Here is a 25,097-nt window from a genome sequence, read left to right on the forward strand (position 1 = left end):
TAAAGCTTCACCGGGATCGACACTGTTTTTTTCGCAGTGTGTTACAGAAAGGCTTTCGGTGTTTATCAAGTTCCGGGAATGGGAAATTTCTTTATAGGTTATTTTTTGAGGGGGAACTCGTATGAATCCATTTACTACACTCATTGCCTTCATCGTCGGCTGTCTGGTTCTGTATCTCGGAATTCGGGATAAGAACGGTTGGTTGATCGGTGTCGCAATGATTCCGCTCGCCATTGTTGCATACAGTGTCATCTATCTGATCATCCAGGTCTCGGCCTAGAAACTTCTTTTGCAGAAGTTTCTTTTTTTTTGAAACATAACTGGTAAAATGTAAGTATATGACAGTAGAGAACAAACGAAAGGAACGTGCCCGAATGGAAACTGTAACGGTTCAACAAACCGAATTAAAGGTGCTCTATCAAAACATGCATCAACGAACGACCGCTAAATTATGGGGTGTCCTGGCCCTGTTTTTATTCGTCAGCAATATGATCGAACGACCGTTGCTTGCCTTAATCATTCCGATTCTGTATTTCATATATGATGTAGTGATGCAACGCCGCCGTTTTCAAATCGTTGCCCGTCACACGTCAAAAAAATCAGCAGACCGTCTGTTCCGTCTGCATGTCGGCGTCGGCCTGTTTCAATACGGAGCGCTGGCTGCGTTGATTGTTCTCACGGCTAATCGTTCGAGCACGGTCTTTTTGCTTGGACTGTGTCTTTTCGTCATTCCGTTTTACTGGCTTTGCCGGCGTTTCTTGATGTACCGCTCTAAACAGATTGATCCGACTTATATCAGTGAAACAGAGATCCAGCAGGGATGAAGGAGGAAAGTCAGATGCAAACGGCACGGGACGAACGGTTACATGAACTAACGCTTGCCTATATCGATAAGAGTCAACTGCAAAAAAGCGGCTGGCTGATGGCGGCCGTGGCGGCAACGCTCGGCATCTTTTCGGAAACGATGGATTCCGCACTTTACTTCGGTCTGTTGCCGCTTGTCTATCTGATTTTTGATGTCCCGTTTCAGCTGGAAAAACGCAGGATTTTAGAACGGTATCTCTCCAAAGATCAGGTCATGACACAATCGATGCTGTGGCTCGGAATTCAGATTGTATTATATGGCTCATTGCTCATGGTTGTACTCGAAACGAAAGGTATGTCTTTATGGAAGATGACGTTTTGGATCATCTTGATTCTCGCTCCGATTTATTTTGCGACCGATTGGCTGTTTAAGAAGATGGCGCGGTCGGGAGATCCTGACTTCATCAGTGATCAGGAAGTGCATAAGCATGTGAAGGACCTGGAAGAATGACATCTAAAGGAGAGAACATCATGCGCACGGCACGGGACGAACGGTTACACGAATTGACGCTGGCTTACATGGATAAGAATATCTTAGGGACAAAAATGATTTGGAGCATGTTACTATTCATCGGTGTCGGGATCCTGACAACGTTGTTTGACTCAAGTTTAATGGTATTACTGATCCCGGCAACTTACTTTTTGTTCGATTACCGGTATCAAGTCGAAAAGCGCCGGATTCTTGAATCATATATCGGAGAAGAATTGGCAACCAAACAATGGCGTTTTTGGATCATCTATCAAGTCATCCTGTATACAATTTTTGTCGTCCTGATGGTAGCGACGATGGATCGTCCGTTTTGGCAGATGTGGTTGGCGCTTATGATCATCCTCATTCCACTCTATGCGATCTGTGAACGCGTGTATAAAAAAATCCAACTGCGTGATGATCCGGATTTTGTCAGTGATCAGGAAGTGTACAAAAATGTATAAAGTAGGAGCGAAAATTAAATGAATACATTGCTTGAAAAAAATGCACGGTTAAATCTGCTCGGACCACCGTTGAAAAAAATCCAATATTTGATTCCGATTCCTGTTTTAGTGGTCGCAGTCATCGGTTGGTTCATTCCGGATTTTTGGAAAACGGGACTGTTTACGTTATTTTCGCTTCCGTTACTTTGTCTCGGGGGCGTCGTCCGTGAAATCATGCGTCTGCGGATTTTAAAACGACGTCTGCCGGCTGAATTGTATCAAGAGACCGTCTTGAAGGTCGGTCGGGCTTCAATGATCGGCTATTTTGTGCCTGTGTTGTTGTTCTACGTGGGCTATCACTTCCCGCAGTATTCAGGTGTCGCGTTTGCAATGATTCTGATCTGGGTGCTGGTGATTACGTTGTTTGTTTCCAAACTAAATTCGACGGCGAAACAACTGGATCCCGCCTTCGTGACGATGCGGGAGATTGAACAGTACCGGAAACCGGGAAATTAATTTAGCGGTAAGGGGGAGGTCAGGGAATGGGTGAAATCAAACGGCAACGCACACTTGATTATCTGCGCTTCACGAAACGTGCCCGGCATGTTCAGACGGTATTTTTTCTGCTCGTTTTGGTCGTCTTTTTGTTTCTGGCAGATGATTTAAACTTCGCTGAAGCCTCGATGCATTACTTTTTACTGATTCCCGTCCTCGGCTACCAATGGACGGTCCGCTTCTTGAAGTACCGTTATTTCACGAAACGTTTTGACCGGATGGAAGTCTGGGATCATCTCGGGTTGCCGTACATCGTCATTACGATTACCGAGCTTCTACTTGTCGTGGCGTCCCAGTTCTTGATTCCGTACGTGTCGCGACCAACGCTGATCGGACCGATTCTGGTCTTTTTACTATCCGTCTTGTCACTCGACCGTCTCGGCGATTCCCGGATCAAACGACTCGATCCGACGCATTTATCAGAACGCGAGCTGATTCTCGCGGAAAGAGAAGCGCGGCGGGTTAAATATTAAATGATCTAATAAAACGATACGTAAAACACAACAGCAGCGAGGGGAAGTTGAAATCCCTCTCGCTGCTGTTGTGTTTTTAAAGAAATGATTTGATTCACGAGACTCCTGCAGGAGAAAGCGCAAGGTAACTTGCGCTATCAGAGACAAACAAGACCCGCTTTCCTGTCCAAATGGGCAGGAAAGCGGGTCTTGTGTCTCGCCTGAGGAAAGCGAGTGAAACCAAAAATCATTTCTGGTTGGTTGATCAGTGTTCTTACTTTTTCAGAAGCAGATAGACAAAGTACGGAGCGCCAATCAGCGCAACGACGATTCCGGCAGGCACACCGTCCGGACCGGCAATGTTGCGTCCGATCGTATCCGCCAATACAAGCAGCCAGCCGCCGATCAACAGTGCAATCGGCAGGAACCACTGATGACGGGGACCGACGAGCGCCCGAGCGATGTGCGGCGCCATCAAACCGATGAAGGAAATCCCTCCGGTGACAGAAACGGCGGATGCCGCGAGTGCGACAGCCGTCAGCAACAGTTGAATCCGTTCCTTTTCAATCGATACGCCGACGCCGATCGCAACCGGTTCATTTAAGGCGAGCAGGTTAAGCTTATTTGCTTTATACAGTGTGAACGGAATCAGGACAATCAGCCACGGCAGTAAGGCATAAACAAACGTCCAATCCGTTCCCCAGATGTTACCGGCCAGCCACTTGGCGATGAAGTCGACCTTTTCACGTTTGGTCGAAGAAATCAGAATGACCATGATTCCGGACAAGGCCATCGAGAAACCGACCCCGGTCAAAATCAACCGGATCGGTTGTAAGCCGCGATTCCGGTCGTACGAGAGTGCGTAAATGGCGACAGCGGTCACTAAAGCACCTAAGAATGCCGCAACCGGTAAGCCGTAGATGAATGAGCCGACATCCACGGGGAAGTAGAGGAAGAAGATGGCGACCGCGACCCCGGCTCCCGTATTGATGCCGATGATTCCGGGGTCGGCCAGTTCGTTGCGTGTGATGCCTTGCAGGATCGATCCGGACAAGGCGAGCGCCATCCCGGCGAGCAACGTGATGACAATCCGCGGCAGACGGAGTGAAAATAAAACAAAGTCTTCTTTGAACGATCCTTGTCCGAGCAGGGTCGGCAACAGGCGATCGTAAGAGAGAGAAGCCGGACCAAGACCGATGCTGAGGATGATTGTTCCGAGCAATAACAGGCTTAACAGCAAGAAAATCAGGCGTTGACGGTTACGTAAACGGGTTTCCATCATGAGAATGCGTGACCTCCTTTACGAACAATCAATAAGAAGAACGGTAAACCGAGCATCGAGACGATTGCAATGACCGGTGTTTCGTACGGCGCAAACAGCGTCCGTCCGATTGTATCAGCAAGCAGCATAAACGTCGCCCCGAACACAGCCGTCATCGGCAGAATATACCGGTAATCGGTCCCGACAATCGCCCGGACGATATGCGGAATCATCAATCCGATGAAGGCCATGTTGCCGACTAAGGCGACGGCAGCACCGGCAAGCAGGATGACAACGATGTACAACACGGCTTTGATCCTGGTGATGTTTTGACCAAGACCAAGCGCAACTTCTTCTGACAGACTGAGAATCGTCAATTGACGTGAGAAAATCATCGCAATCAATGTACCGATGATGATGACCGGCGTGATTGCTTGTAGTTGACCCCACGTCGTCCCAACTAGACCGCCTGACGTCCACTGGGAAACGTCCTGGGCAATCTTAAAGTAAATCCCGATACCTTCCGCGATCGCATACAGGAAAGCGGAAATCGCAGATCCGGCGAGGACGATCCGGAGCGGGGAAAATCCGCCTTTTCGGGAAGCCCCGATGCCGAAGACAAGTGCCGCACCAAGAGCTGCCCCGAGGAAACAGGCAAGCATGATGCCGTAGTAGTTGATGCCGGGCAGGAGGACGATGGCTAAGGCGAGTGCCGCGTTGGCACCGGCCGTCAAACCGAGCAGACCGGGGTCAGCGAGCGGATTGCGGGTCATTGCCTGCATGATTGCTCCCGAGATGCCGAGGGCGGCACCGACGAGAATTGCTGCCAGTTCACGTGGCAGCCGGATTTCCTGAATGATTTTTGCTTTATCGTTAAGCGGACCAAACGTCAAGGCGTTCCAGACTTCGCGGATCGTCGTATCAGCAGCACCAAACGTCATCGATAGCCAAAACATGATGACGAACAGAATGAGTCCGAATGAAATTTTTAAGCCAAAAGGTAGTCGAGCGGATGACACGGATATCGCCTCCAGTTTGTATGAATCCAAAAAAGGAGGGAGCGATGAGGCTCCCTCCTTTAGTATACGTTACGCGCCAAGGAAATTTTTCTTGAAGAACTCCAGTTGACGTTCCAATGTGAGTGGATCGTTGAAGTAGAACTCTTTTGAATCAACTTCGAAGACGTGGTTGTTTTTAACGGCAGGGATGTTTTTGTACGTGTCCGTTTTCGTGAACGAGTTGTCTGCTTCCGCTGTTTTGCTGAAGATCAGATAGTCGCCTGCATATTCCGGCAGAACTTCAGGTGATAACGCGTAATAGCCGTCTTTTAACGCCATCTCCGTGACTTTTTTCGGCATTTTTAATTTCATCTCTTGGTAGAGGATTTCTGTACCGCGGCCCCAGTTGTCGCCGAAGACGTAGAGCTGTTTGTCGAAGCTTTCGATGACGGAAACCGTTTTGTCTTCACCGATTTTGGCTTTGATTTCTGTTCCGGCGTCCGCAGCACGTGTTTTGAAGTCTTTGACCCAGTCGCGTGCTTCCTGCTCTTTGTTGAGCAATTTACCGATTTCGATGTGTTGTGTCAAATAGTCGACTTTTCCGTATGTGTATGTGACGGTCGGTGCGATTTTTTTGAATTTATCGATGTTTTTCGTTGTGTTGTAGCCGATGATGAGATCCGGCTCGAGTTCGATGACTTTCTCAACGTTCTCTTCTGAAACTTCTTGGACGTTTTTCAAATCAAACTTCGGATTTGATTTAGACCATGAGTCGACACCGACGAGCGGGACATCGAGTGCCATGACGTTTCCGGCAAAACCGGCGAGGACGACGACACGTTTCGGATTCGCCGGTACTTCGACGTCTCCAGTTTCGGATTTATAGGTAATCGTTTCTTTTTTTGTATCAGCGGATGATGTCTCTTCTTTTTTCTCCGTGTTGCCACAGGCGGCAATCACAAGTGTTAACAATAAAAGAACCGGTAATAACAGTTTTTTCATGATTCAATCTCCCTTAATTAAGTTGTAGGTGACGCACATCGGTTTATTCGTGCGCGGATCACGACCGATTTCGGCATCGATATGGAATACATCTTTGAGGACGTCCTTTGAGATGACTTCCTCACACGTTCCGGCTTTGACGACTTCACCGTGTTTCATGGCGATGATGTAATCGGCGAAACGTGCCGCTTGATTCAAATCGTGTAACACCATCACGATGGTCCGACCTTCTGTCCGGTTGAGCTGTTCCAGTAACTCCAGGACTTCAAGTTGGTGAGCGAGATCGAGGTAGGTCGTCGGCTCATCAAGGAAGATGATGTCGGTTTCCTGCGCGAGTGCCATCGCAATCCAGACCCGTTGCCGCTGACCACCGGACAAAGCGTCGACAGGACGATGCTTAAACGCCATCGTGTCTGTCGCTTCGAGTGCCCAATCGATGATCTCGTAATCGTGTTTCGTCAGACGACCAAAACCTTTTTGATAAGGAAATCGACCGTATGAGACAAGCTCTGCGACCGTCAGACCACTTGCGCTTTCCGGGGTTTGCGGCAGAATAGCCATTTTCCGGGCAAGCAGTTTTGTACTTTCCTTCGCGATATCGAGACCATCGAGCAACGCACGCCCTGATTGATGGGGTATGATCCGGGTCATCGCTTTTAATAACGTCGATTTTCCGCATCCGTTTGCCCCGATGATCGTCGTGATTTGTCGATCGGGAATCTGGACCGTTAAGTCTTTGACGATGGTACGATCTCCGTAACCGATGCTGATTTCTTCCGTTGCTAGACGTACCATACACACAGACTCCTTTTCGGTTAAAATCGTATTAGTTGATAATGATTATCACTATCGTCCACCTAACCATACCAGTTTCATAAAAACGCTGTCAACATTTTTTCTTGTCTTCAAGACATGTTCACGTTATCATTGGAAATGAGAATGATAATCAGTCGTATCGAATCGAATCGTGAGGGAGTGAGCGAGATGGAACAGCAGGAATTGTTCGATGTAACGGTAATTGGTGGAGGCCCGGCCGGGTTATACTCTACTTTCTATAGTGGACTACGCGGAATGAAGACGAAATTAATCGAATATCAGGCAGAACTGGGTGGAAAGATTCACGTCTATCCGGAAAAGATGATTTGGGACGTCGGAGGTCAGCCACCTATTACCGGTGCAAAGCTGATGGAACAGCTGGTCGAACAAGGACTGACGTTTAATCCGACAGTCCATTTGAACGAAAAAATCATCTCCATCACGAAAGATGTGTTCGGCAACTTCGTACTCGAAGCAGAGTCGGGGACGATCCATTATTCGAAAACCGTCATCGTTGCCGTTGGAGGCGGGATCCTCAATCCGCAGAAGCTGAAAATCGAAGGCGCAGAACGGTATGAAGTGTCGAACTTGAACTACACTGTCAAATCGATTGAACGGTTTAAGGATAAGACCGTCATTATTTCCGGCGGGGGGAACTCGGCAATCGATTGGGCGAACGAGCTCGAACCGGTCGCAAAAAAAGTTTACGTCACATACCGGAAAGACTGCTTCACGGGGCATGAAGCGCAAGTTGAACAGCTCGTCAACAGTTCCGCTGTTTGTCTGCTCAACACGACAATTCATAAGCTGGTTGCGAGTGACGACCATCACCGGATTGCCTCGGTCGAACTGATTGACTGTACGACGAACGAGACGGTGACGCTGGAGATTGATGAAGTCATCATCAATCACGGCTATGAGCAGGATGCCGAGTTGCTTTCGAACTGCGATCTTGAGTTGCAACAGGTCGATGATTTTTACATCGCCGGGACAGCATCGAGTGAATCAAGTGTGCCTGGTCTCTATGCAGCGGGTGATATCCTGTCGCATGATGGCAAAGTTCATCTCATCTCCGGTGCATTCCAGGATGCAGCGAATGCTGTCAACCGTGCGAAGAAGTTTATTGAACCGGAGGCACCGAAAGTCGCGATGGTGTCGTCGCATAATGAAGTCTTTAAAAAACGGAATCGGGAATTGATTCAGGAAATGGTGAACCAGAATCATTAACAAACAGAGCAAAAACGTATTTCTACAGCCTTTTCGGTTGCGGAAGTACGTTTTTTGTCTGTTCTGTACTACTACAGAACGATTTGACATCTAGCTGTATTTAGGACAAAATTCACTTATGTGTTTTTAAAATGTGTGAAATTAAGGAGGCAGATTATGGCAGCAACGAAACGCAAACCACTTGGTCTTGCTTGGCAGATTTTAATCGGATTGATTCTCGGGATTACCGTCGGTGGTATCTTTTACGGGAATCCACATGTCGCGGAGTGGCTGAAGCCAATCGGTGATATCTTTATCCGGATGATGAAAATGATCGTCGTCCCAATCGTCTTTACGACAATCGTGCTCGGTGTTTCATCGGTCGGAAGTCCAAAAAGTCTGGGACGCCTTGGCGCGAAGACGCTCGGTTACTTTACAATCGTCACGATGATTGCGATCTTTACCGGATTATTCGCAGCAAACCTTGTTGAGCCGGGAGCCGGTATCAATATGGCGACGCTTGAAAAGACGGACATCTCAACGTACGTCGCGACAGAAGAAACGACGAAAGATCAAGGTCTTGTCGAAAAAATCGTCAATATCGTGCCGACGAACATCTTGGACGCGATGGTACGCGGTGATATGCTCGCCATCATCTTCTTCTCGGTCCTATTTGGACTCGGTGTCGGATTTGCGGGCGAAAAAGGCTTGCCGGTCGTCCGCTTCTTCGAAGGTGTCGCAGCGGCGATGTTCAACCTGGTTAACATCGTCATGAAGTTCGCACCGATCGGTGTCTTCGCCTTGATTGGTGTCACTGTCTCGACGTTCGGAATCGAATCACTCGGTTCATTATTTAAATTGATCGGAACGTTATATGTCACGGCGCTTCTTTTCATGGTCATCGTCTTTGGCTCGATCATGAAATGGGTCGGCATCCGGGTATCGGATTTCGTCCGTGTCTTTAAGGATGAATTACTCCTGACGTATTCGACGGCATCGTCGGAAACAGTGTTACCACGCGTCATGGAGAAACTGGAGAAGATGGGTGTGCCAAAATCGATCGTCAGCTTCGTTGTTCCGACGGGTTACTCATTTAACCTCGATGGATCAGCACTTTACCAAGCCATGGCTGCGTTGTTCATCGCGCAGATGTACAACATTGATTTATCGATCGGCACGCAGTTGACGCTTGTCTTCGTTCTGATGCTGACGTCAAAAGGAATGGCTGCTGTACCGGGAGTTTCGTTTGTTGTGTTGCTCGCAACACTCGGAACGGTCGGGATTCCACCAGAAGGTCTCGCCTTCATCGCCGGGATCGACCGGATCATGGATATGATGCGTTCTGTCGTCAACGTGACAGGGAACACGCTCGCATCACTCGTCATCGCGAAGTGGGAAGGTGTCCTTGATTCCGACCAACTCGACGAGTTCATGTCGACGGAAGGTAAGCAGGATAAAGTGAAAAGTGCATAATAGGTACGACAGCAGACCAGATGACTCGTCATCTGGTCTTTTTTTGTATTCGTAGAACGATGGTGTCGTTTTGGGCACGACCAATTTTCTCGGGCGGAACGCAAGCCACGCTCGTCTCTGACGACCGGGTCTCGCCTGTTCCTGACGGAAGCGGGGCTTCCTTTTCCCGTAGAAGTCGGGCGAAACACACGCTACCTCTGTTGAATGGGTTGAATATCAGATTGTCAAAATATATCAAATCATATCGTTTATGAATAAAGTAATGAATTTATCACGATTGTTTAAAATAAGTTGAATAATGTTTAAATAAAAATTAATATTATTAATATAGAACGGTGGATAGACAACAAAAGGAGGAAAACAAGTGGATATATTTATTTCGGTAATGATCACGATTGGATTGTTTGGAGGACAGTTTTATCTCGCAAGAAAAAGTAATTGGCTCGGAGTGATTCTGCCTGTACTTGCCTTAGTGGCAGGAGCATACATATACTTTTATACAGGAGAGCATTCCGATGACCGTGAATCGTTGATTCGGGTTGGCACGCTCATGCTGACGTCAACCTTAGTCAGTATATCAGTGGAGGGAAACAACTCGCGCAAGAAAAAACTGCAACGCGAAAAGGACCGCCTCGATATTCAAGATTTGTAAGAGAGAAGTGAGGGAAAACGATGGAACGACAGGATGTACCTGCTTGGGTACTGGCTTTAGAACAAGAACATCTCGAATTCGTCCGGAAGTTCGTCTTAAACTCCGGTTCGCTAAAAGACATGGCAACTTCTTATCAAGTATCGTATCCGACCGTCCGGACGAAGTTGAACCAATTGATTGAACGAATCGAGTCCGTGCAGCAAGAGGACGTCGAATTCATCAATATGATCAAGAATCTTGTCCTCGATGAACGGTTGAATCTTGATATCGCAAAAGTAATCATCGACTCCTACCGAAAAGATCAGGCAAAGTGAAGGAAAACAAAAATGAGATCACCGAGTAAAATCGGCGATCTCATTTTGCGTTATTTCTTGTCGTCCTTTTTTTCCTGTTCTTTTTTGATCATCTTCTTGGCTGCCATCCGGAAGCGGAAGATGAGGTAGAGACGGTAAAAGTCGACCGCTGCGAACAGCGTCAAGAGGATTGTCCAGAAGTTGAAGACCGTTCCGGCCTCAATCGAATTACTGTACGCGAGGTACATGAAAAGAATACCGAAGATGGCATAGAAAAATGCCATGAAGTTTGAACCTTGTCGCATGAAAACACTACCTTTCGTTAATTAAGTCGTTGCGTATAGGGCAAGTACGACGATGCCGTTGTTAAAGACATGGATCGCGATCGGAGCGATGATGCGGCGTGTCTTGACGAAGACGAGTGAGAAGACGAAACTCATCGCGACGTAAATCAAGAATTTATTATCTCCGTGAATCAAACCGAAGATGACACCGCTGAGAACGAAGCTGAAGATGAAGTTCAGTTTCGTCGACAAGTTTCCAAACATGATGTGCCGGAACAGAAACTCTTCCATGATCGGACCTAGCAGGACGACCATGACTTGAAGAATCGGAATGACCTGAATCGCCTTCATGATGTCATCCGTATTTTGTGATTTCGCGATGTTTTCAATCCCACCGGACATCCAGGCATCAATCAAGTTGACACTGATTAAAGAGACATACAGTAAGACAATCCCGATTCCGATCCACTTTAACGTATCCATCGTATCGGTTTGGTTGCCCTCTGCTTTCCACTTCTGCCAGTCAGGACGTAGACAATAGAAGGAAACGATGACGGCTACGGTAAAACCAATCGCGAGCCACCAGCCGAGAACACTCGGAATTTGGCTTTTTGACAGGAAACTCGGAAAGGTCGCCGGGACAAGTTGCACGATTAAATAAATCACGATCGGAATGACGTGACGGATTTGCCACTTCTCAGCCATATTAAACGGCAGATTGACGGAATTTTTCATCGGGCGGAACACAACTCCTTTGTAATGAAGGTACTGTCCCGATTGTAACAAACAAACCGACCGGGCGCACGAATGGTGATGGTTCAAAGATGGCAATTTCGGGAAAACGGATAAGGGTTCGGGCTTGAATTCCAACCGGAAACCGTTTAAGATAAAAATATGTTAGCACTCCAATTAAGTGAGTGCTAAAAAACAGTCATGTTCAAGGAGGATGTTTCGCATGTTAAAACCACTTGGTGATCGCATTGTGATCGAAGTCGTTAAAAAAGAAGAAACAACACTCGGAGGAATCGTTCTTCCTGGGTCAGCGAAAGAAAAGCCGCAAGAGGGTAAAGTCGTCGCTGTCGGTACAGGCCGTGTGACGGAGCAGGGTGTCCGTGTACCACTTGAAGTGAATGTCGGGGACCACGTCATCTATGCGCAATACGCAGGGTCAGAAGTGAAAGTCGATGGCAACGAATACTTAATCTTACGCGAAAGCGATATTTTAGCAGTAGCAAACTAATCAAAGGGGGATTTCAGTCATGGCAAAAGATATCTTATTCAGTGAAGAAGCACGCCGAGCGATGCTTCGCGGAGTAGACGCATTAGCGGATGCGGTTAAAGTCACGATCGGACCAAAAGGACGGAACGTCGTTCTCGAACGTAAATTCGGTTCACCACTCATCACGAATGACGGTGTGACGATTGCAAAAGAAATCGAACTCGAAGATCACTTCGAAAACATGGGCGCGAAGCTTGTCGCAGAAGTCGCGTCGAAAACAAACGAAATCGCAGGGGATGGTACGACAACAGCGACAGTCCTCGCACAAGCGATGATTCGTGAAGGACTCAAGAACGTCACTGCAGGTGCGAACCCGATGGTCATCCGTAAAGGGATCGAAAAAGCAGTCCGTCGTGCCGTCGAAGAACTGCACGCGATCGCAAAACCAATCGAAGGCAAGGAAGCGATCGCCCAAGTTGCGGCGATTTCAGCTGCTGACGAAGAAGTCGGTCAATTGATTGCGGAAGCGATGGAACGTGTCGGTCAGGACGGTGTCATCACAATCGAAGAATCACGCGGCTTCACGACGGAACTCGACGTCGTCGAAGGAATGCAATTCGATCGTGGATATGCATCACCGTACATGATCACGGATTCCGATAAGATGGAAGCGGTCCTTGAGAACCCGTACATCCTGATCACGGACAAAAAGATTTCGAACATCCAGGAAATCCTGCCGGTGCTTGAGCAGGTCGTCCAACAAAACAAACCACTCTTGATCATCGCGGAAGATGTCGAAGGCGAAGCACTCGCGACACTCGTCGTCAACAAACTCCGTGGAACGTTCAACGCTGTTGCCGTTAAAGCACCAGGTTTCGGAGACCGTCGTAAAGCGATGCTCGAAGACATTTCGATCGTTACTGGCGCAGAACTGATCACAGAAGAGCTTGGTCTTGATCTGAAAGAAACACAAATCACGCAACTCGGCCGTGCATCGAAAGTCGTCGTCTCAAAAGACAACACGACAATCGTCGAAGGTAACGGACAAAGTGATTCAATCACAGCGCGTGTCGGAGCGATCCGTTCGCAAATCGAAGAAACGACAAGCGACTTCGATCGTGAAAAACTCCAAGAGCGTCTTGCGAAACTCGCAGGCGGCGTAGCCGTCGTCAAAGTCGGAGCAGCAACAGAAACGGAATTGAAAGAACGGAAGCTCCGAATTGAAGATGCACTCAACGCGACACGCGCAGCGGTCGAAGAAGGAATCGTTGCCGGTGGGGGAACGGCCTTCATCCACGTCACGAAAGCCGTCGAATCGATTCTTGCCGTTACAACAGGCGACGAAGCAACAGGTGTCAACATCGTTCTTCGTGCGCTCGAAGCACCGCTCCGCCAAATCGCGGAAAATGCCGGTCAAGAAGGTTCAGTCATCGTCGAGCGTCTCAAGCATGAAGCACAAGGCATGGGTTACAACGCCGCGACAGACGAGTATGTCGACATGATCGAAACAGGAATCGTCGATCCGGCGAAAGTAACGCGTTCAGCACTTCAAAACGCAGCGTCTGTTTCAGCGATGTTCCTAACGACAGAAGCCGTCATCGCCGATAAACCGGAACCAGCTGGTACACCTGCAATGCCTGATATGGGCGGCATGGGTGGAATGGGCGGAATGATGTAATCTAATCATACAACCTATTAATCAATGGGATTTGTAGTGGAATCGGATTATAAAGTGCTAATTTAATGTAAAACCGGGGAGATCCTTTGTAAGTTCTTTGAACTTATAGAGGGTCTTTTTTTACTACGCCAGTACACAGAATTTCTTTTAAAGTTTGTTTTAAAAGATCATGGCTTCTATTGATTAGTGTAAGGCTGTTTCGAATGCTTTAAAAAGAGTAGCAGGTGTCTTTGAAAAAATGTAATGTGAAATTAAGGAAACTATATAATAGATACATAAAACGCTTGTAAGGGGTGAGAAAGAATGAAGAATAAAATCCATATCATAGGGGCTTCAGGATCAGGAACATCTACACTGGGCAAAGCTTTAGCAGAAGTCCTTCCCCATAAATCTTTGGATACGGATGATTACTATTGGATATCCAAGTTTACTAAACAGCGACCTGTACCTGAAAGAATAGAAATGTTGAAGAAGGATTTGTCACATTCTGAACAATGGATTTTATCGGGAGCAACTGTAGGTTGTGGTAACTGCTTTGCTACTTATTTTGACCTCGTTATTTTTTTATGGATACCACCGGAGGTCAGACTCGAAAGACTGCAGAAACGGGAAATAGAACGGTACGGGGAAGAGGTACTACCGGGTGGTGAAAATTATGAACAATCGCAAACGTTTCTTAAATGGGCTGCTCTTTATGACAATGCGGGTCTGGAAGTTCGAAGTAAAGCCTTGCACGAGCAATGGATGGATGAATTATCGTGCCCGATATTAAGGATTGAAGGCGACTATTCAGTCGAAAAATGTCTGGCGATGGTTAAAGAATACTTAAGTACAGATTCTTAAAATTGATTTTGCAGTTCGAAAAAATGTTGATCTTCTAATATGAAGAGTTATCTTGGAAATTACATAACAAGGGGTGAGAGCAATGCACCAATTTGAGAGAATCATAATTGAGCCGCTAAAAGAACAGTTTATAACTATCGTCAATGCAGCTAACGAACCCTTTCCAATTGTCGGAAAAGTTCTCCCGAGTCTTTCAAACGGCGTCTGGTCTTACGAAGAAGAGTTATATGAGACTCCAACAGAAATTCGCTTCCCAGATGACAAATTAGACTGGGCTCCTTATATCGACAGCAATCAAAAAATCGTCTTGTTGGCCTTCCATGAAGACGTGTGCATCGGTCAAATCCGCCTCGTCAAAGACTGGAACCGTTTTGCCTATATTGAAAATATCGCTGTCAAAAAGAATTATCGAAAAAGCGGTGTCGGTCACTTGCTGCTTGAAGTAGCTGAAACCTGGGCAAAGGAACAGTCGTTGATCGGCTTATCGCTTGAAGCGCAAAATGATAACTTGATTGCCTGCCGTTTTTACGTCAAAGAAGGATTTGTCCTAGGCGGAGTCGATACGCTGAAACAGTCATCTAATTCAAACATTGATCTGACGCTGTACTGGTATAAACTGTTTGAGAAGACTAAAGGAACTGCCGATGAACAAAGATGAATTAATCACATTAGCGGAACAGATGTCGATCGACGAGTATGTGTACGATGAAGAACGGGGTTATTCCACGAGTGAAGGGTCGCCGTCTGACTTAGCGTATGAAACAGCACGGCGTTTTCAGGATATTCAAATGCTTCCTGTGTTAATGGACCTGCTTGAACAGACTAAGAGACTAGAAATGAAACGGTATTTCTACTTTATGCTGGGGACGATTGGGATGAACACAGGCGACGTCCGTGTTGCTGATTTACTGTTAGAACGACTGGCGCAAGAGACGAAGCCGACACTGATCGTCAAAGTCCTTGATGAACTGACGAAACAGGAACGGGTGGATGATGCGACAGATATCATCAAGTACGTCGAGGATTCCCGTTCGGCTATTCGAAATTCGGCGATTGATGCACTCGGCTCCTGTCGGGGGGCTTTAGCAGAAGATGCGTTAATTCGATTTATTACGACCTCCACCGATTCGTTTGAGATCATGAGTGCGAATTTTGTGTTGGCAACGATCGGCACGGAGCGGATGATTCCGCATCTGTTACCGCTCCTCGATCATCCGAAAGGCGATATTCGGCACTCGGCACTCAATGCGCTCAGTGAACTCGGAGACGACTCGTTCCTGCCGCTGTTTGTGAAAGGCTTGGAGGATCGGTCGGTCGACGTCAAAGCGTATGCGTTGCTCGGAATTGCAAAACATGGGGATGCATCTGCTATTCAGCCGATCATTAAACGAGTGAAAACGATGCTCAAGCGAAAGCGACAGATTCAAAGTAACGAGATCCTGACCGCATTCCGTTTTTTGAATCGTTACCGACAATCGGACAAGACGATCCCGGAATTGTTTGACTGGATCATCATGAAAAGATGGGATGTCCTGTTTGACGAGGAACAGCAGTGGTTGACTGAATATCGGACATCTCACTAAATGATTTATTCAAGACGGATGAACTAAAGCACATAAAAGGAGGAGCCGGATGTTGAGTCCGGCTCCTCTTTTTATGCTGCAACGATCATTTGATTCGGATGATTGATTCAGTCTTGCTCCAATCCATTCTTTTCGATGATCGCATCCGACAGACGCAAATCTTTTCGTACTTGTTTCGTTTGCGACTTGCACATCTTACGGTCGACCTGTTTTTTCGTCGAGACGTCATAACAGATCCCGTTGCCGGCTTTTTCCGTCAGGTTCGCTTCGTAATAGTAGTCCTTGTAGCGGAACGACCCGTCGCGGAAGGCGGTCAGATTCGGTTCGTCATCGAGTAAGGAGTTGCCCATCATATACGGTGACTCAAGATTGAGTAAATCAACAATCGTTGGAGCGATATCGATTTGTCCGCCGTTCTCTCGGATGATTTCACCTGTATCCTGATTCGGTTTCTTGATGAACAGCGGTACGCGACGGTCGAGTTCAAAAGCATCGACGGCATTGTCGATTCCGAGTTCCCGTTGCATCTCACTGTCTTTGTTCGTCAGACCGCTGTCATGATCGCCGTAAAAGATGACAAGTGTGTCGTCCCACATGTCTTTTTTCTTCAATTCCTTGACCATCTGTCCGACGGCTCCGTCGACGTAGTGGATGGTCTGGTAATAGCCTCTTAACATCGGATCGTCATAACCGGACAAGTCGAGTTGCCGTTCGTCTTTTGGTATCTCGTATGGCGTATGACTTGTCAAGGCGACAAGGAAGGAGAAGTACGGTTCTTTCAGCATTTCCATATGTTTAATCGATTTTGTGAAAAACTGTTTGTCGTTCAAGGCCATGCCGATTTTCTTTTGTTTCGGATAATCATCTTGGCTGAAAAAATGTTTGAAGCCGATATTTTGATAGACCTGATCGCGGTTCCAAAAGCCTTTTTCATACGCATGCATGGCAGCTGTGTCGTACCCGTTCGTACGCAACAGATCTGGCAGCGCGTCAAACTCGTTGTCCGGGAACCGGGTATAGACAGAACCGGATTTTAACGGATAAAGCGAAGTGTTCGTAATGAATTCGGCGTCCGAAGTCCGCCCTTCGTGCGTCTGGTGGTAAAACGACGAGAAGTACAATGATTCCTCTTTCAGTTTGTTTAAATTCGGAGTTAAGGTCTGACCGTTCACTTGTTGGTCGATGACCGATGCCTGAAACGATTCGAGCTGCACTAAAATGATGTTTGGTTTTTTCGTGGCACCACTCGTGTCGGAAGTTTTCGTTTCGTCGATCTGTTGTTGTTCCGACGTGGTCAACGCTTTGTCCGGCGCAATGGCGCCTTGGATACCGCGCAACAAATCAATGCCGTGATATCCCCAAAATCCGAGCTGGTAATAGTCGCGCATGTCGGACACGGACCGGCTGAGCCGTTGGTCTTCTTTGACGACGCTGTATGTGACCGGAGCCGCAAACAGAACCATACCGGCAAGGAAAGAGAGTCCGGCCGTTTTTCGGCGTGTCTTTTTCGCAACGGCAAATGTCCGCTTTCGCATGAAGAACAAAAAGCCGATGAAAATCAGACTGTCCGCAAACAACAGGAAGTCCGATGGCAGAATCAAGGCAGCAAAACCGCTGCTGACATCTCCCATCTGCATCATCTGTGACATGAGCGAAACGGACAGGAAGTCGTCAAAGTAACGGTAATACCACATATCGGAAATCAGTAAAAAACTGTGGGCGATGAGAAGGCCGAGCCAAATCCAGCGGCGTTTTTGCCAGTCGATTAATAGGGTCCAACTCGACAGCACCAGCATACCGCCGAGATTCATGAAAAAGAGATCGAGCGGAAAAGCCGTATCGGTATAAAAACTAAACAGCACGAATTTTAACGTGCCCAACAATAAATAAAACGCGTAACCGAGTACAATCATGATTTGCTCCTAACGTTCGTCATAGTCTTGAAATAGTCTATACCCTGAAGCGAATGAGAACGAACGTTTGAGTCGGTCGTTATGTGCTGTGCATTTGAAAAAGCCGGGATTCAAGCAGTGAAGGAGAAAAGAAACATCGAAATAATAGGAATGTTATAGATTTTATAAGTAATTTACATTAGGATGAATTGGTGCGTATTTAATGTTTGAGGGAATTTTTTCAATTTCAGTCGTCCCGTCATGAATCAAAAAGTATAGGAGCTAATGTAAAATGAATCAACTGAATCAAAAAGAAGTGCCGCAACAAAAACTCATTAACACCAAAAGCCAGTTCCGGCCTGAAATCGAAGGGTTGCGTGTCGTTGCTGCCTTACTGGTCGCAGTCTATCATATCTGGTTCAACCGCGTATCGGGCGGTGTCGATGTGTTCTTCGTCATCTCCGGATTCCTGATCACGACGTCGATTATCTCGACGATTAACCGGACCGGTGAATTCCGCTTTTTGCCGTACGTCACGAAACTGATTAAACGGTTACTGCCGTCGGTCCTGTTCATTTTAGCCGTCGTCCTCGTTCTCAGTTCATTTTTACTGCCGCAATCGATTTTAGAGAAAACGATTCGTGAAGTCGTCGCCTCGATGTTCTTCTATCAAAACTGGCAACTCGCCATCTCGAGTACGGATTATCTGGATGCGAGTCAGATGAAATCGCCGGTCGAACATTTCTGGGCACTGTCGATTCAAGGTCAGTTCTATATGATTTGGTTTATTCTGTTCTCATTCATCTTATGGATGGTCAAAAAGTATACGATTAAAAACGTCAAACCGATGATCAATACGATTTTAGGGGTGTTGTTCGTCACATCGTTAAGCTATTCGATTTATTTAACGGAAGTCAACCAGCCGTGGGCGTATTTCATCACGATGACGCGCGTTTGGGAATTTGCGTTGGGCAGCCTGCTTTGCATCAACCTGTCGTCGATCCATGTTCCGAAATGGATGGCGACTTTGATGGGCTGGCTCGGATTAATAGGTCTTGTCCTGACCGGGATTCTCTTTAACGTCTCGCAAATGTTCCCGGGCTACATCGCCTTGTGGCCGATGACATGTGCGTTGTTCATCGTCCTGTCCGGAACACGCGACACGACGTTCGGCATCAAACGTTTCCTCGGATCAAAGCCGATGGTCAAACTCGGAGGCATTGCGTTCGGGATTTACCTTTGGCACTGGGTCCTGCTGGAGTTTTACCGGTACAACGTCCAGCAGACACCGGGCTTCCTGATGGGAACTGCCATCATCCTGTCGGCGATTCTTCTGTCGTACCTGATGACGGAATTTATTGAGAAACCGATCCGCAGTGCAACAGTCGACCGGTCCGCTTTCAAGAAGCTCGGCATCATGATGAGCATCAACGTGTTGTTGATCGGTTCACTGATCGGACTCAAGTATTTCGAAGAGCAGGAATTAAAGAAGGGTGTCAGCGCAAACGATTATCCGGGAGCGATCGCGGTCAAGAATCCGGATCAAACGCCGGAGCGCGATCCGTTTCCGTCCTATGCCAACGTCTTTGATGACCTGCCGCTCGTCCACACCGACGGCAGTAATCAGGGACTGAGCAAAAGTGATGTCAAAGTCGGCGAATACGGCGAAACGAAAAACTATATCGCAACGATTGCCCTCGTCGGCAGTTCGCACTCGGAGCAATGGTTCGGAGCGATTCATGAAGCCGCAAAAGGTGAGAAGTACCGGGTCTTGAACATCACCCGTTCCGGGACACGCTTCTCGACCGGCTACGACGATAACGTCCTAAAAGGCATCTGGAATCAAAACGTCCTCGACTATTTGAAGGATGCCGATGTCGATCTGATCATCTCGCACGTCACGGCGGCGGATGCGACGAAAGATAAGATTCACCAACAGATGGTCGATCAAATGCAATACGTCAAAGACGAGTACGGCATCGACGGTCTGGCACTGCGGGATAATCCGCGTTACAGCTTCAACGTCCTCGAGTCACTCGAGACGACGAGCATCGAAGAGACGACGAAGAAGATGAATGCCGAAGTCAACCAACGTGATGGAGCGTATTGGAAAAACTTCGAAAAAACGAACAAATCGCTCTACAAACTCGACTTGACGGATTACTTCCGCGTCAACGGTGAATTCCGTCCGGTCATCGGGAATGTCGTCATCTATCGTGATATCAGTCATATGACGAATTCATATGCTGAAAGTTTCGGACCGGTCTTCAAACAGAAACTGAATGAAGTCGTGACGGATATCCTGAAGAAAAAAGAAGAAAAGTAAGAACTGAAACACTTCCGCTTATGGGTGGAGGTGTTTTTTGTAGAGAAAACAGGTCTTTGGAATAATTTGGGGAATACAACAGGGAACGTACAAAGGGGGAACTACACATGACAGAAACAGAACTCGCACAACGTTTTCAAACGTTTGCGGAACGGGAGTGCCGCGACTCCAGTCCGTTATACGAATACTTATCACTCGAGATTGCGAAAAACCCGGAAATTCTCGCATTATGCCAACACGCACGTGACGGTCAGCCGGTTCCGAACCTGTTATTTGGTGCCGTCCATTATCTGTTGTTAAAAGGCGTCGGTCATCCGCTCGCCGCGTATTATCCAAGCGTGACTGAACGGCCAAAACCGTTTACAGATGCCTTTGCCGATTTTCAGTCATTTTGCGCGACATATGAAGTCGAGTTGATTCCGCTCCTGGCACATCGTCTTGTCCAAACAAATGAAGTTCGGCGCTGTACGTATCTCTATCCGGTCTTCAGTCAGATTCATCAACAGACACAGAGACCGCTCGCTCTACTTGAGATCGGTACAAGTGCCGGCTTACAGCTGCTGTTTGATCAATACAGCTACGCGTACGGAAACGGAGAAGTCGTCGGGAACCCGGCATCGCGTCTGCACTTGACGTCGGTCATCGAAGGAACGGAAACGCCGGCCGTGGCACAAACGCCGCCGCCGGTCGCAAGCCGGATCGGACTTGATCTGAACATCGTCGACTTACATGATGCCGATGAACAGTTGTGGCTGAAAGCACTGATTTGGACGGAGCACCGGGAACGGCTCGAGATGTTCGAGGCGGCAGCGCGTTACGTAGAAGAGTACGCGCTGGAACTCGTCGAAGGGGACGGAGTGAAGTTGTTGCCGCTCTATGCAGCACAGACACCGGACGATAGTATCCTCTGTATTTTCCATACGCATGTTGCGAACCAGATGCCGCTCGCGGTCAAAAAAGAATTGCTGCAGGTCGTCAGGGAAATCGGGCGGACGCGTAATCTCTATCACGTCTACAACAATGTCCAGGACCGTTACCTGCATCTCGATGCCTACATCGACGGTGTGTTGACGGAACAGACGATTGCCGAGACGGACGGACACGGTCGCTGGTTCAAATGGCTCGTGACACAAGAAGTATAAAATTATCTTGGATTCAAAGGAAAGGCGTTACTTTATCCAAAAAACGGGAAAAGACGACATGTACATCCATCGTCCGTCACTGTTTTCGAAAAAAGGAGCGAAGTCATGTCTAATGTGAAACTGGCTGTCATCTATTACAGTTCGACCGGAACCAATCATCAACTCGCCATGTGGGCGAAAGAATCAGGAGAAGCCGCCGGTGCTGAAGTCCGTCTTGCGAAAATCAAGGAGACGGCACCGGCAGAAGCAATTGCCTCGAATCCACTTTGGCAAAAACATACCGATGCTACGCGTGACATCGAGGAAGCGACACCCGACTTGCTTGACTGGGCAGATGCGATCATCTTCAGCGTCCCGACCCGTTACGGACACGTTCCTGGACAATTCCAGCAATTCCTCGATACGACAGGCGGACTTTGGGGACAAGGGAAACTCGTCAATAAAGTCGTCAGTGCCATGTCGTCTGCGCAAAATCCGCACGGTGGTCAGGAAGCGACAGTTCTTGCTGTTTATACATCGATGTTCCATTGGGGTGCGATCGTCGCAGCACCAGGGTATTCGGATCCGGTCCTGTTCGCAGCAGGCGGAAACCCGTACGGAACAACGGTCACTGTCGACCAGGACGGAAACATGGTCGAATCGGTTGAACCGGCTGTTCGTCACCAGGCGAAACGGACGGTCGATATCGCAAGCCGTATTAAAGGATAAGCAAAAACCGCGCCGTTCCGGAAGGGAACTGGCGCGGTTTGTTGTTATAACGGTGGTGTCGGATTAAGCGGTAAGTCGACCGTGAACGTCGAACCTTGTCCTTCGATTGATTCGACATGAATTTCGCCATCATGGGCACGGGCGATCTCGCGACAAATCGATAACCCGAGTCCTGTTCCACCGATTTTTCGGGTATCCGAATTATCGACACGATAAAACTTTTGGAACAGTTCGCTCATCGCGGAAGCGGGAATTCCGATTCCGTGATCGGTAATCGCGATGGTTACCCGATTAGTGTGTTCCGTTAAACGAACTTCAATTGAGCCGCCTGCTGGAGAATACTTAATCGCATTGTTAATCAAGTTTCCAAACAGCTGACGAATCTTTTTCGTATCGGCCTCAATCAAGAGCGACGAAACGTCAGTCAAGATGCGAATAGTATGTGTAGAAGATGAAAGACTATGAAGTTGCTTCAAATCCTTCAGCATCGCGAGTAGATCAAACGGTTCGAATGTGTACTGCTGACGGTTGGCTTCCATCCGTTGCAGGTCGAGGAAGTCGTTGATTAACAATGACAGTCGTTCGGTTTCCGAATGGACCGCTTTCAGATATTTTTTTTGACGATGTGGAGGGAGATCCCGTTGAATCATCAACTCGGTGAATCCATAAATCGAAGAGAGCGGTGTCCGTAATTCATGGGAAATTGTTGAAACGAGTTCGTTTTTAATTCGGTCAATTTCGACTTCATTCGTCACATCACGTAAAACGAGAAGAATCCCGCGGAATTTTCCGCCGTAATGGATTTCTTCCGAGTATGTCTTGATGAAACGTTTTTCACGATCGATCGAAAAGGTAATACCTTCTCCGGTTTCACGATTAATGAATGTTTGGTGCAGATATCGTTCGAATTCAGAGAGCTGATCCACTCGATTTTTCAGATAGGTGATCGAGTCATCGATTTCAATCAACCATTCTGCTTTCGAGTCGACGGCAGATGGATGATCGAATAAATCGAGTAACGGACGATTGATTAATTGAATCGGTCCGTCGGGTTCGATGTAGACAATCGATTCGCGGATCGAGTTCAACAAGCGGGCTGTTTTTTCCCGTTCCCGTCCAATCTCATCAAACGTCCGCATCCGGAGTAACGATAAGGCCAGCTGACGTGCAAAGGCAGCAAGCTCCTCTTGTTCCTGCGGGTCAAATGGATGATGGAGACGCATCAGGTAGATATAGGCGATGATCTCATCAGTGCTGGCATCAAGAACCGGTGTGACGGCAATCGCGCGTTGGGCAAACTGAGCGATGTGCGGGACTTTATCCTTTCGTGCTCGGCGGATGACAGGTTCGATTGTCGCAATTAAATCGTCTTGTTCTTGTTCCGTCAGACCGTAGGAAATGATATTCGTTACCGTTGTTCCTTCCTTAAAAATCAAGGAACCGTTCGTTGAATCGGTAATCTCGACCATCTTTTCGATGACGGCCGGATAAGCGGTGACTGTATCACGGGAAGCAAGAGTTTCCGTCAGCTGATTCCGGATTTTCAAGTGTGCTTCGTTCCGTAAAGTGATTCGCAACGCTTGTTCTAAATTATCATTGGATGACATCAACCGGTGTTTATTGTCGGTCAGGGCCGTCGCCATTTGATGAAAAGATTTGCTGAGCTCACCGATTTCATCGGTCCGATTCATGGGAATCAGCGGTGCGGTATGTTGCCCTTGGGCAAGCAGTTTACTTTCTTTACTGAGGAGCTGGATTTGACGTGTCGTCCGTGCGATGAACGGTCGAATGATCAACAGAATGACAAGGAACAGGACCAACAGATTGATGAGCCAAATCCATTCCGCGTATTTCGTTTGTTTGATCAGTTTCTCTTTCGCCATTTCTTCTTTCGCCTGGAGACTCGTCCGGTAACTGGTGAAGACACTCTCCATCGTATTAACGCTTTTGCGCATCGTTTCACTGTTCGATGCATTCATCTTGAATTTCCGGTTCGGATCCCGCTTGACCTGCGGCATCATCGATTTTAAACTCGGCATCTGTAAAAACGTTTCGTCCACGGTACCGTCCTGTTTGGCTTTGACATATTTAATCAAGCTCGGCATGACGAATGTCGTGTAGGACGTGTACAGGGAACGGACATCAGACGCATAAATCTGATCCGCTTGATATTTTCCGTTTTTCTCGAACCATTCGGTTTGCTGTTCAAGAGATGATTTTTTTTCATTAATGGTTTCAAGAACGGCGTCATCACCGAAAACGATATATCCGCGCATTTCATATTGTAAGGACTGCCAATCGTCCCATAAGGACGTCGCCCGTTCCTGCCGTTCACTGATCGCATCGAGACTTGTCTTGGCGCTCATCACCTGATGATTCGTATAAAAGTAAGCGGCAATCGAAGAGACTGATAACGTAATCAGTATAAGGTAAAAAGCGGACATGATTTGCCGGCTGATTTTTTGATTGAACCATTTTTTCATATGATTGTGGATGCCCCTTTGCTTCAGCGTTCCGTATTGAACATAGATGTAATTACTATACTTATTTCTTACCGTAATCGTACATTTTTTAGACTCAGAAATACAGTGTTATTAGAAAATTATCTTAAATACAAGAAATTCATACCAGAAAGTGCTAAATCAAGGGTAAGGATTAAGAAGTTGAAGGGCAGATGTCCTTTGGCAGGAAGAATGCAGAAGTATTAACATTTTGAAATGAAAGGGGAGAAGAAGGATGAATTATCGATTTTTAGCGGTGCTGTTCGCAGCGGATGCTGCCATCCTCATTATCGGAGGAATGTTGCTGCGCGATACATTTCAGTACGCACCGGTCATCGGCTGGGCGGGAGGACTCCTGTCATTGTTTGCGGCCATCGTCTTTTCAATGAAACGTCAAAAAAGCAGATAATCGAAAAACAGGATGTTCTTTCTCTTTT

General features: G+C 47.4%; 27 protein-coding genes. 19 read left to right on the plus strand and 8 right to left on the minus strand.

Features of this window, described 5'->3' with window-relative positions; genetic code table 11:
• Positions 1-121: 121 nt before the first annotated feature.
• The 6 genes from KNP93_RS13935 (at position 122) to KNP93_RS13960 (ending at position 2,804) form a co-directional block, all read left to right on the plus strand.
• Positions 122-280 (plus strand): hypothetical protein, encoded by a 159-nt coding sequence (locus KNP93_RS13935; protein ID WP_014971497.1) that lies wholly within the window; start codon positions 122-124, stop codon positions 278-280.
• Positions 281-374: 94 nt separating this feature from the next.
• Positions 375-824, plus strand: coding sequence for a hypothetical protein (locus KNP93_RS13940; protein WP_214855814.1), 450 nt, complete (start codon positions 375-377; stop codon positions 822-824).
• Positions 825-838: 14 nt separating this feature from the next.
• Complete coding sequence (locus tag KNP93_RS13945; protein ID WP_131502468.1) at positions 839-1,315, plus strand: hypothetical protein; 477 nt, start codon at positions 839-841, stop codon at positions 1,313-1,315.
• 20 nt (positions 1,316-1,335) lie between these two features.
• Positions 1,336-1,797 (plus strand): hypothetical protein, encoded by a 462-nt coding sequence (locus KNP93_RS13950; protein ID WP_214855817.1) that lies wholly within the window; start codon positions 1,336-1,338, stop codon positions 1,795-1,797.
• Positions 1,798-1,815: 18 nt separating this feature from the next.
• A complete protein-coding gene (locus tag KNP93_RS13955) occupies positions 1,816-2,292 on the plus strand; it encodes a hypothetical protein (protein ID WP_131502467.1) in 477 nt (158 codons plus the stop codon).
• Between the two features lie 26 nt (positions 2,293-2,318).
• The gene (locus KNP93_RS13960) at positions 2,319-2,804 is read left to right on the plus strand and encodes a hypothetical protein (protein WP_214855820.1); all 486 of its coding nucleotides are present in this window, start codon (positions 2,319-2,321) and stop codon (positions 2,802-2,804) included.
• Positions 2,805-3,057: 253 nt separating this feature from the next.
• On the opposite strand, the gene KNP93_RS13965 is transcribed toward KNP93_RS13960, so the two are convergent.
• From KNP93_RS13965 to KNP93_RS13980, 4 genes are all read right to left on the minus strand, one after another.
• Positions 3,058-4,065, minus strand: a complete 1,008-nt coding sequence (locus KNP93_RS13965) for a FecCD family ABC transporter permease (RefSeq protein WP_131502465.1) — start codon at positions 4,063-4,065, stop codon at positions 3,058-3,060.
• Positions 4,062-5,069, minus strand: coding sequence for a FecCD family ABC transporter permease (locus tag KNP93_RS13970; protein ID WP_131502493.1), 1,008 nt, complete (start codon positions 5,067-5,069; stop codon positions 4,062-4,064). The genes KNP93_RS13965 and KNP93_RS13970 overlap by 4 nt, the downstream gene beginning before the upstream one ends.
• 63 nt (positions 5,070-5,132) lie before the next feature.
• Positions 5,133-6,044: an iron-hydroxamate ABC transporter substrate-binding protein gene (locus KNP93_RS13975; protein WP_131502464.1), complete on the minus strand. Its 912-nt coding sequence runs from the start codon at positions 6,042-6,044 to the stop codon at positions 5,133-5,135.
• Positions 6,045-6,047: 3 nt separating this feature from the next.
• Positions 6,048-6,839, minus strand: a complete 792-nt coding sequence (locus KNP93_RS13980; RefSeq protein WP_131502463.1) for an ABC transporter ATP-binding protein — start codon at positions 6,837-6,839, stop codon at positions 6,048-6,050.
• Between the two features lie 189 nt (positions 6,840-7,028).
• Between KNP93_RS13980 and KNP93_RS13985 the strand changes: the two genes are divergently transcribed.
• The 4 genes from KNP93_RS13985 (at position 7,029) to KNP93_RS14000 (ending at position 10,505) form a co-directional block, all read left to right on the plus strand.
• The gene (locus KNP93_RS13985; RefSeq protein ID WP_131972020.1) at positions 7,029-8,087 is read left to right on the plus strand and encodes an NAD(P)/FAD-dependent oxidoreductase; all 1,059 of its coding nucleotides are present in this window, start codon (positions 7,029-7,031) and stop codon (positions 8,085-8,087) included.
• Between the two features lie 156 nt (positions 8,088-8,243).
• The gene (locus tag KNP93_RS13990; RefSeq protein WP_214855822.1) at positions 8,244-9,539 is read left to right on the plus strand and encodes a cation:dicarboxylate symporter family transporter; all 1,296 of its coding nucleotides are present in this window, start codon (positions 8,244-8,246) and stop codon (positions 9,537-9,539) included.
• Positions 9,540-9,903: 364 nt separating this feature from the next.
• Positions 9,904-10,191 (plus strand): hypothetical protein, encoded by a 288-nt coding sequence (locus KNP93_RS13995; protein ID WP_119924022.1) that lies wholly within the window; start codon positions 9,904-9,906, stop codon positions 10,189-10,191.
• 20 nt (positions 10,192-10,211) lie between these two features.
• Positions 10,212-10,505, plus strand: coding sequence for a DUF2089 family protein (locus KNP93_RS14000; protein ID WP_214855824.1), 294 nt, complete (start codon positions 10,212-10,214; stop codon positions 10,503-10,505).
• 50 nt (positions 10,506-10,555) lie between these two features.
• On the opposite strand, the gene KNP93_RS14005 is transcribed toward KNP93_RS14000, so the two are convergent.
• Both KNP93_RS14005 and KNP93_RS14010 read right to left on the minus strand, forming a co-directional pair.
• On the minus strand, positions 10,556-10,789 hold the full coding sequence (locus KNP93_RS14005) for a DUF4305 domain-containing protein (RefSeq protein WP_026831839.1): 234 nt from the start codon (positions 10,787-10,789) through the stop codon (positions 10,556-10,558).
• A gap of 21 nt (positions 10,790-10,810) precedes the next feature.
• Entirely contained in the window at positions 10,811-11,503 is a 693-nt protein-coding gene (locus tag KNP93_RS14010; protein WP_214855826.1) for a CPBP family intramembrane glutamic endopeptidase, read from the minus strand.
• A 220-nt stretch (positions 11,504-11,723) separates the two neighbouring features.
• On the opposite strand from KNP93_RS14010, the gene groES reads away from it, so the two are divergent.
• The 5 genes from groES to KNP93_RS14035 all read left to right on the plus strand — a co-directional run bounded on the left by groES (position 11,724) and on the right by KNP93_RS14035 (position 16,091).
• Positions 11,724-12,008, plus strand: coding sequence for a co-chaperone GroES (gene groES / locus KNP93_RS14015; protein ID WP_012371631.1), 285 nt, complete (start codon positions 11,724-11,726; stop codon positions 12,006-12,008).
• A 19-nt stretch (positions 12,009-12,027) separates the two neighbouring features.
• Positions 12,028-13,665, plus strand: coding sequence for a chaperonin GroEL (gene groL / locus KNP93_RS14020; protein ID WP_214855828.1), 1,638 nt, complete (start codon positions 12,028-12,030; stop codon positions 13,663-13,665).
• 303 nt (positions 13,666-13,968) lie between these two features.
• Positions 13,969-14,508 (plus strand): ATP-binding protein, encoded by a 540-nt coding sequence (locus tag KNP93_RS14025; RefSeq protein ID WP_214855830.1) that lies wholly within the window; start codon positions 13,969-13,971, stop codon positions 14,506-14,508.
• An 82-nt stretch (positions 14,509-14,590) separates the two neighbouring features.
• Positions 14,591-15,166 (plus strand): GNAT family N-acetyltransferase, encoded by a 576-nt coding sequence (locus tag KNP93_RS14030; RefSeq protein WP_214855832.1) that lies wholly within the window; start codon positions 14,591-14,593, stop codon positions 15,164-15,166.
• Complete coding sequence (locus KNP93_RS14035) at positions 15,153-16,091, plus strand: HEAT repeat domain-containing protein (protein ID WP_214855834.1); 939 nt, start codon at positions 15,153-15,155, stop codon at positions 16,089-16,091. Before KNP93_RS14030 ends, KNP93_RS14035 begins: the two co-directional genes overlap by 14 nt.
• Positions 16,092-16,198: 107 nt before the next feature.
• Here KNP93_RS14035 and KNP93_RS14040 read toward each other — a convergent pair whose 3' ends face one another.
• The gene (locus KNP93_RS14040) at positions 16,199-18,004 is read right to left on the minus strand and encodes an LTA synthase family protein (protein WP_214855836.1); all 1,806 of its coding nucleotides are present in this window, start codon (positions 18,002-18,004) and stop codon (positions 16,199-16,201) included.
• A gap of 271 nt (positions 18,005-18,275) precedes the next feature.
• Here KNP93_RS14040 and KNP93_RS14045 point away from each other — a divergent pair, with 271 nt between their 5' ends.
• From KNP93_RS14045 to wrbA, 3 genes are all read left to right on the plus strand, one after another.
• A complete protein-coding gene (locus tag KNP93_RS14045) occupies positions 18,276-20,309 on the plus strand; it encodes an acyltransferase family protein (protein ID WP_131502454.1) in 2,034 nt (677 codons plus the stop codon).
• Between the two features lie 107 nt (positions 20,310-20,416).
• Positions 20,417-21,451 (plus strand): DUF2332 domain-containing protein, encoded by a 1,035-nt coding sequence (locus KNP93_RS14050; protein ID WP_214855838.1) that lies wholly within the window; start codon positions 20,417-20,419, stop codon positions 21,449-21,451.
• 105 nt (positions 21,452-21,556) lie between these two features.
• Positions 21,557-22,159: an NAD(P)H:quinone oxidoreductase gene (gene wrbA / locus KNP93_RS14055; protein ID WP_131502452.1), complete on the plus strand. Its 603-nt coding sequence runs from the start codon at positions 21,557-21,559 to the stop codon at positions 22,157-22,159.
• A gap of 44 nt (positions 22,160-22,203) precedes the next feature.
• Here wrbA and KNP93_RS14060 read toward each other — a convergent pair whose 3' ends face one another.
• Positions 22,204-24,642 (minus strand): ATP-binding protein, encoded by a 2,439-nt coding sequence (locus KNP93_RS14060; RefSeq protein WP_131972035.1) that lies wholly within the window; start codon positions 24,640-24,642, stop codon positions 22,204-22,206.
• 253 nt (positions 24,643-24,895) lie between these two features.
• Between KNP93_RS14060 and KNP93_RS14065 the strand changes: the two genes are divergently transcribed.
• Positions 24,896-25,069: a hypothetical protein gene (locus tag KNP93_RS14065; protein WP_012371618.1), complete on the plus strand. Its 174-nt coding sequence runs from the start codon at positions 24,896-24,898 to the stop codon at positions 25,067-25,069.
• Positions 25,070-25,097: the final 28 nt, after the last annotated feature.

It is taken from the genome of Exiguobacterium sp. s166 (assembly GCF_018618855.1).
Classification (GTDB): domain Bacteria; phylum Bacillota; class Bacilli; order Exiguobacteriales; family Exiguobacteriaceae; genus Exiguobacterium_A.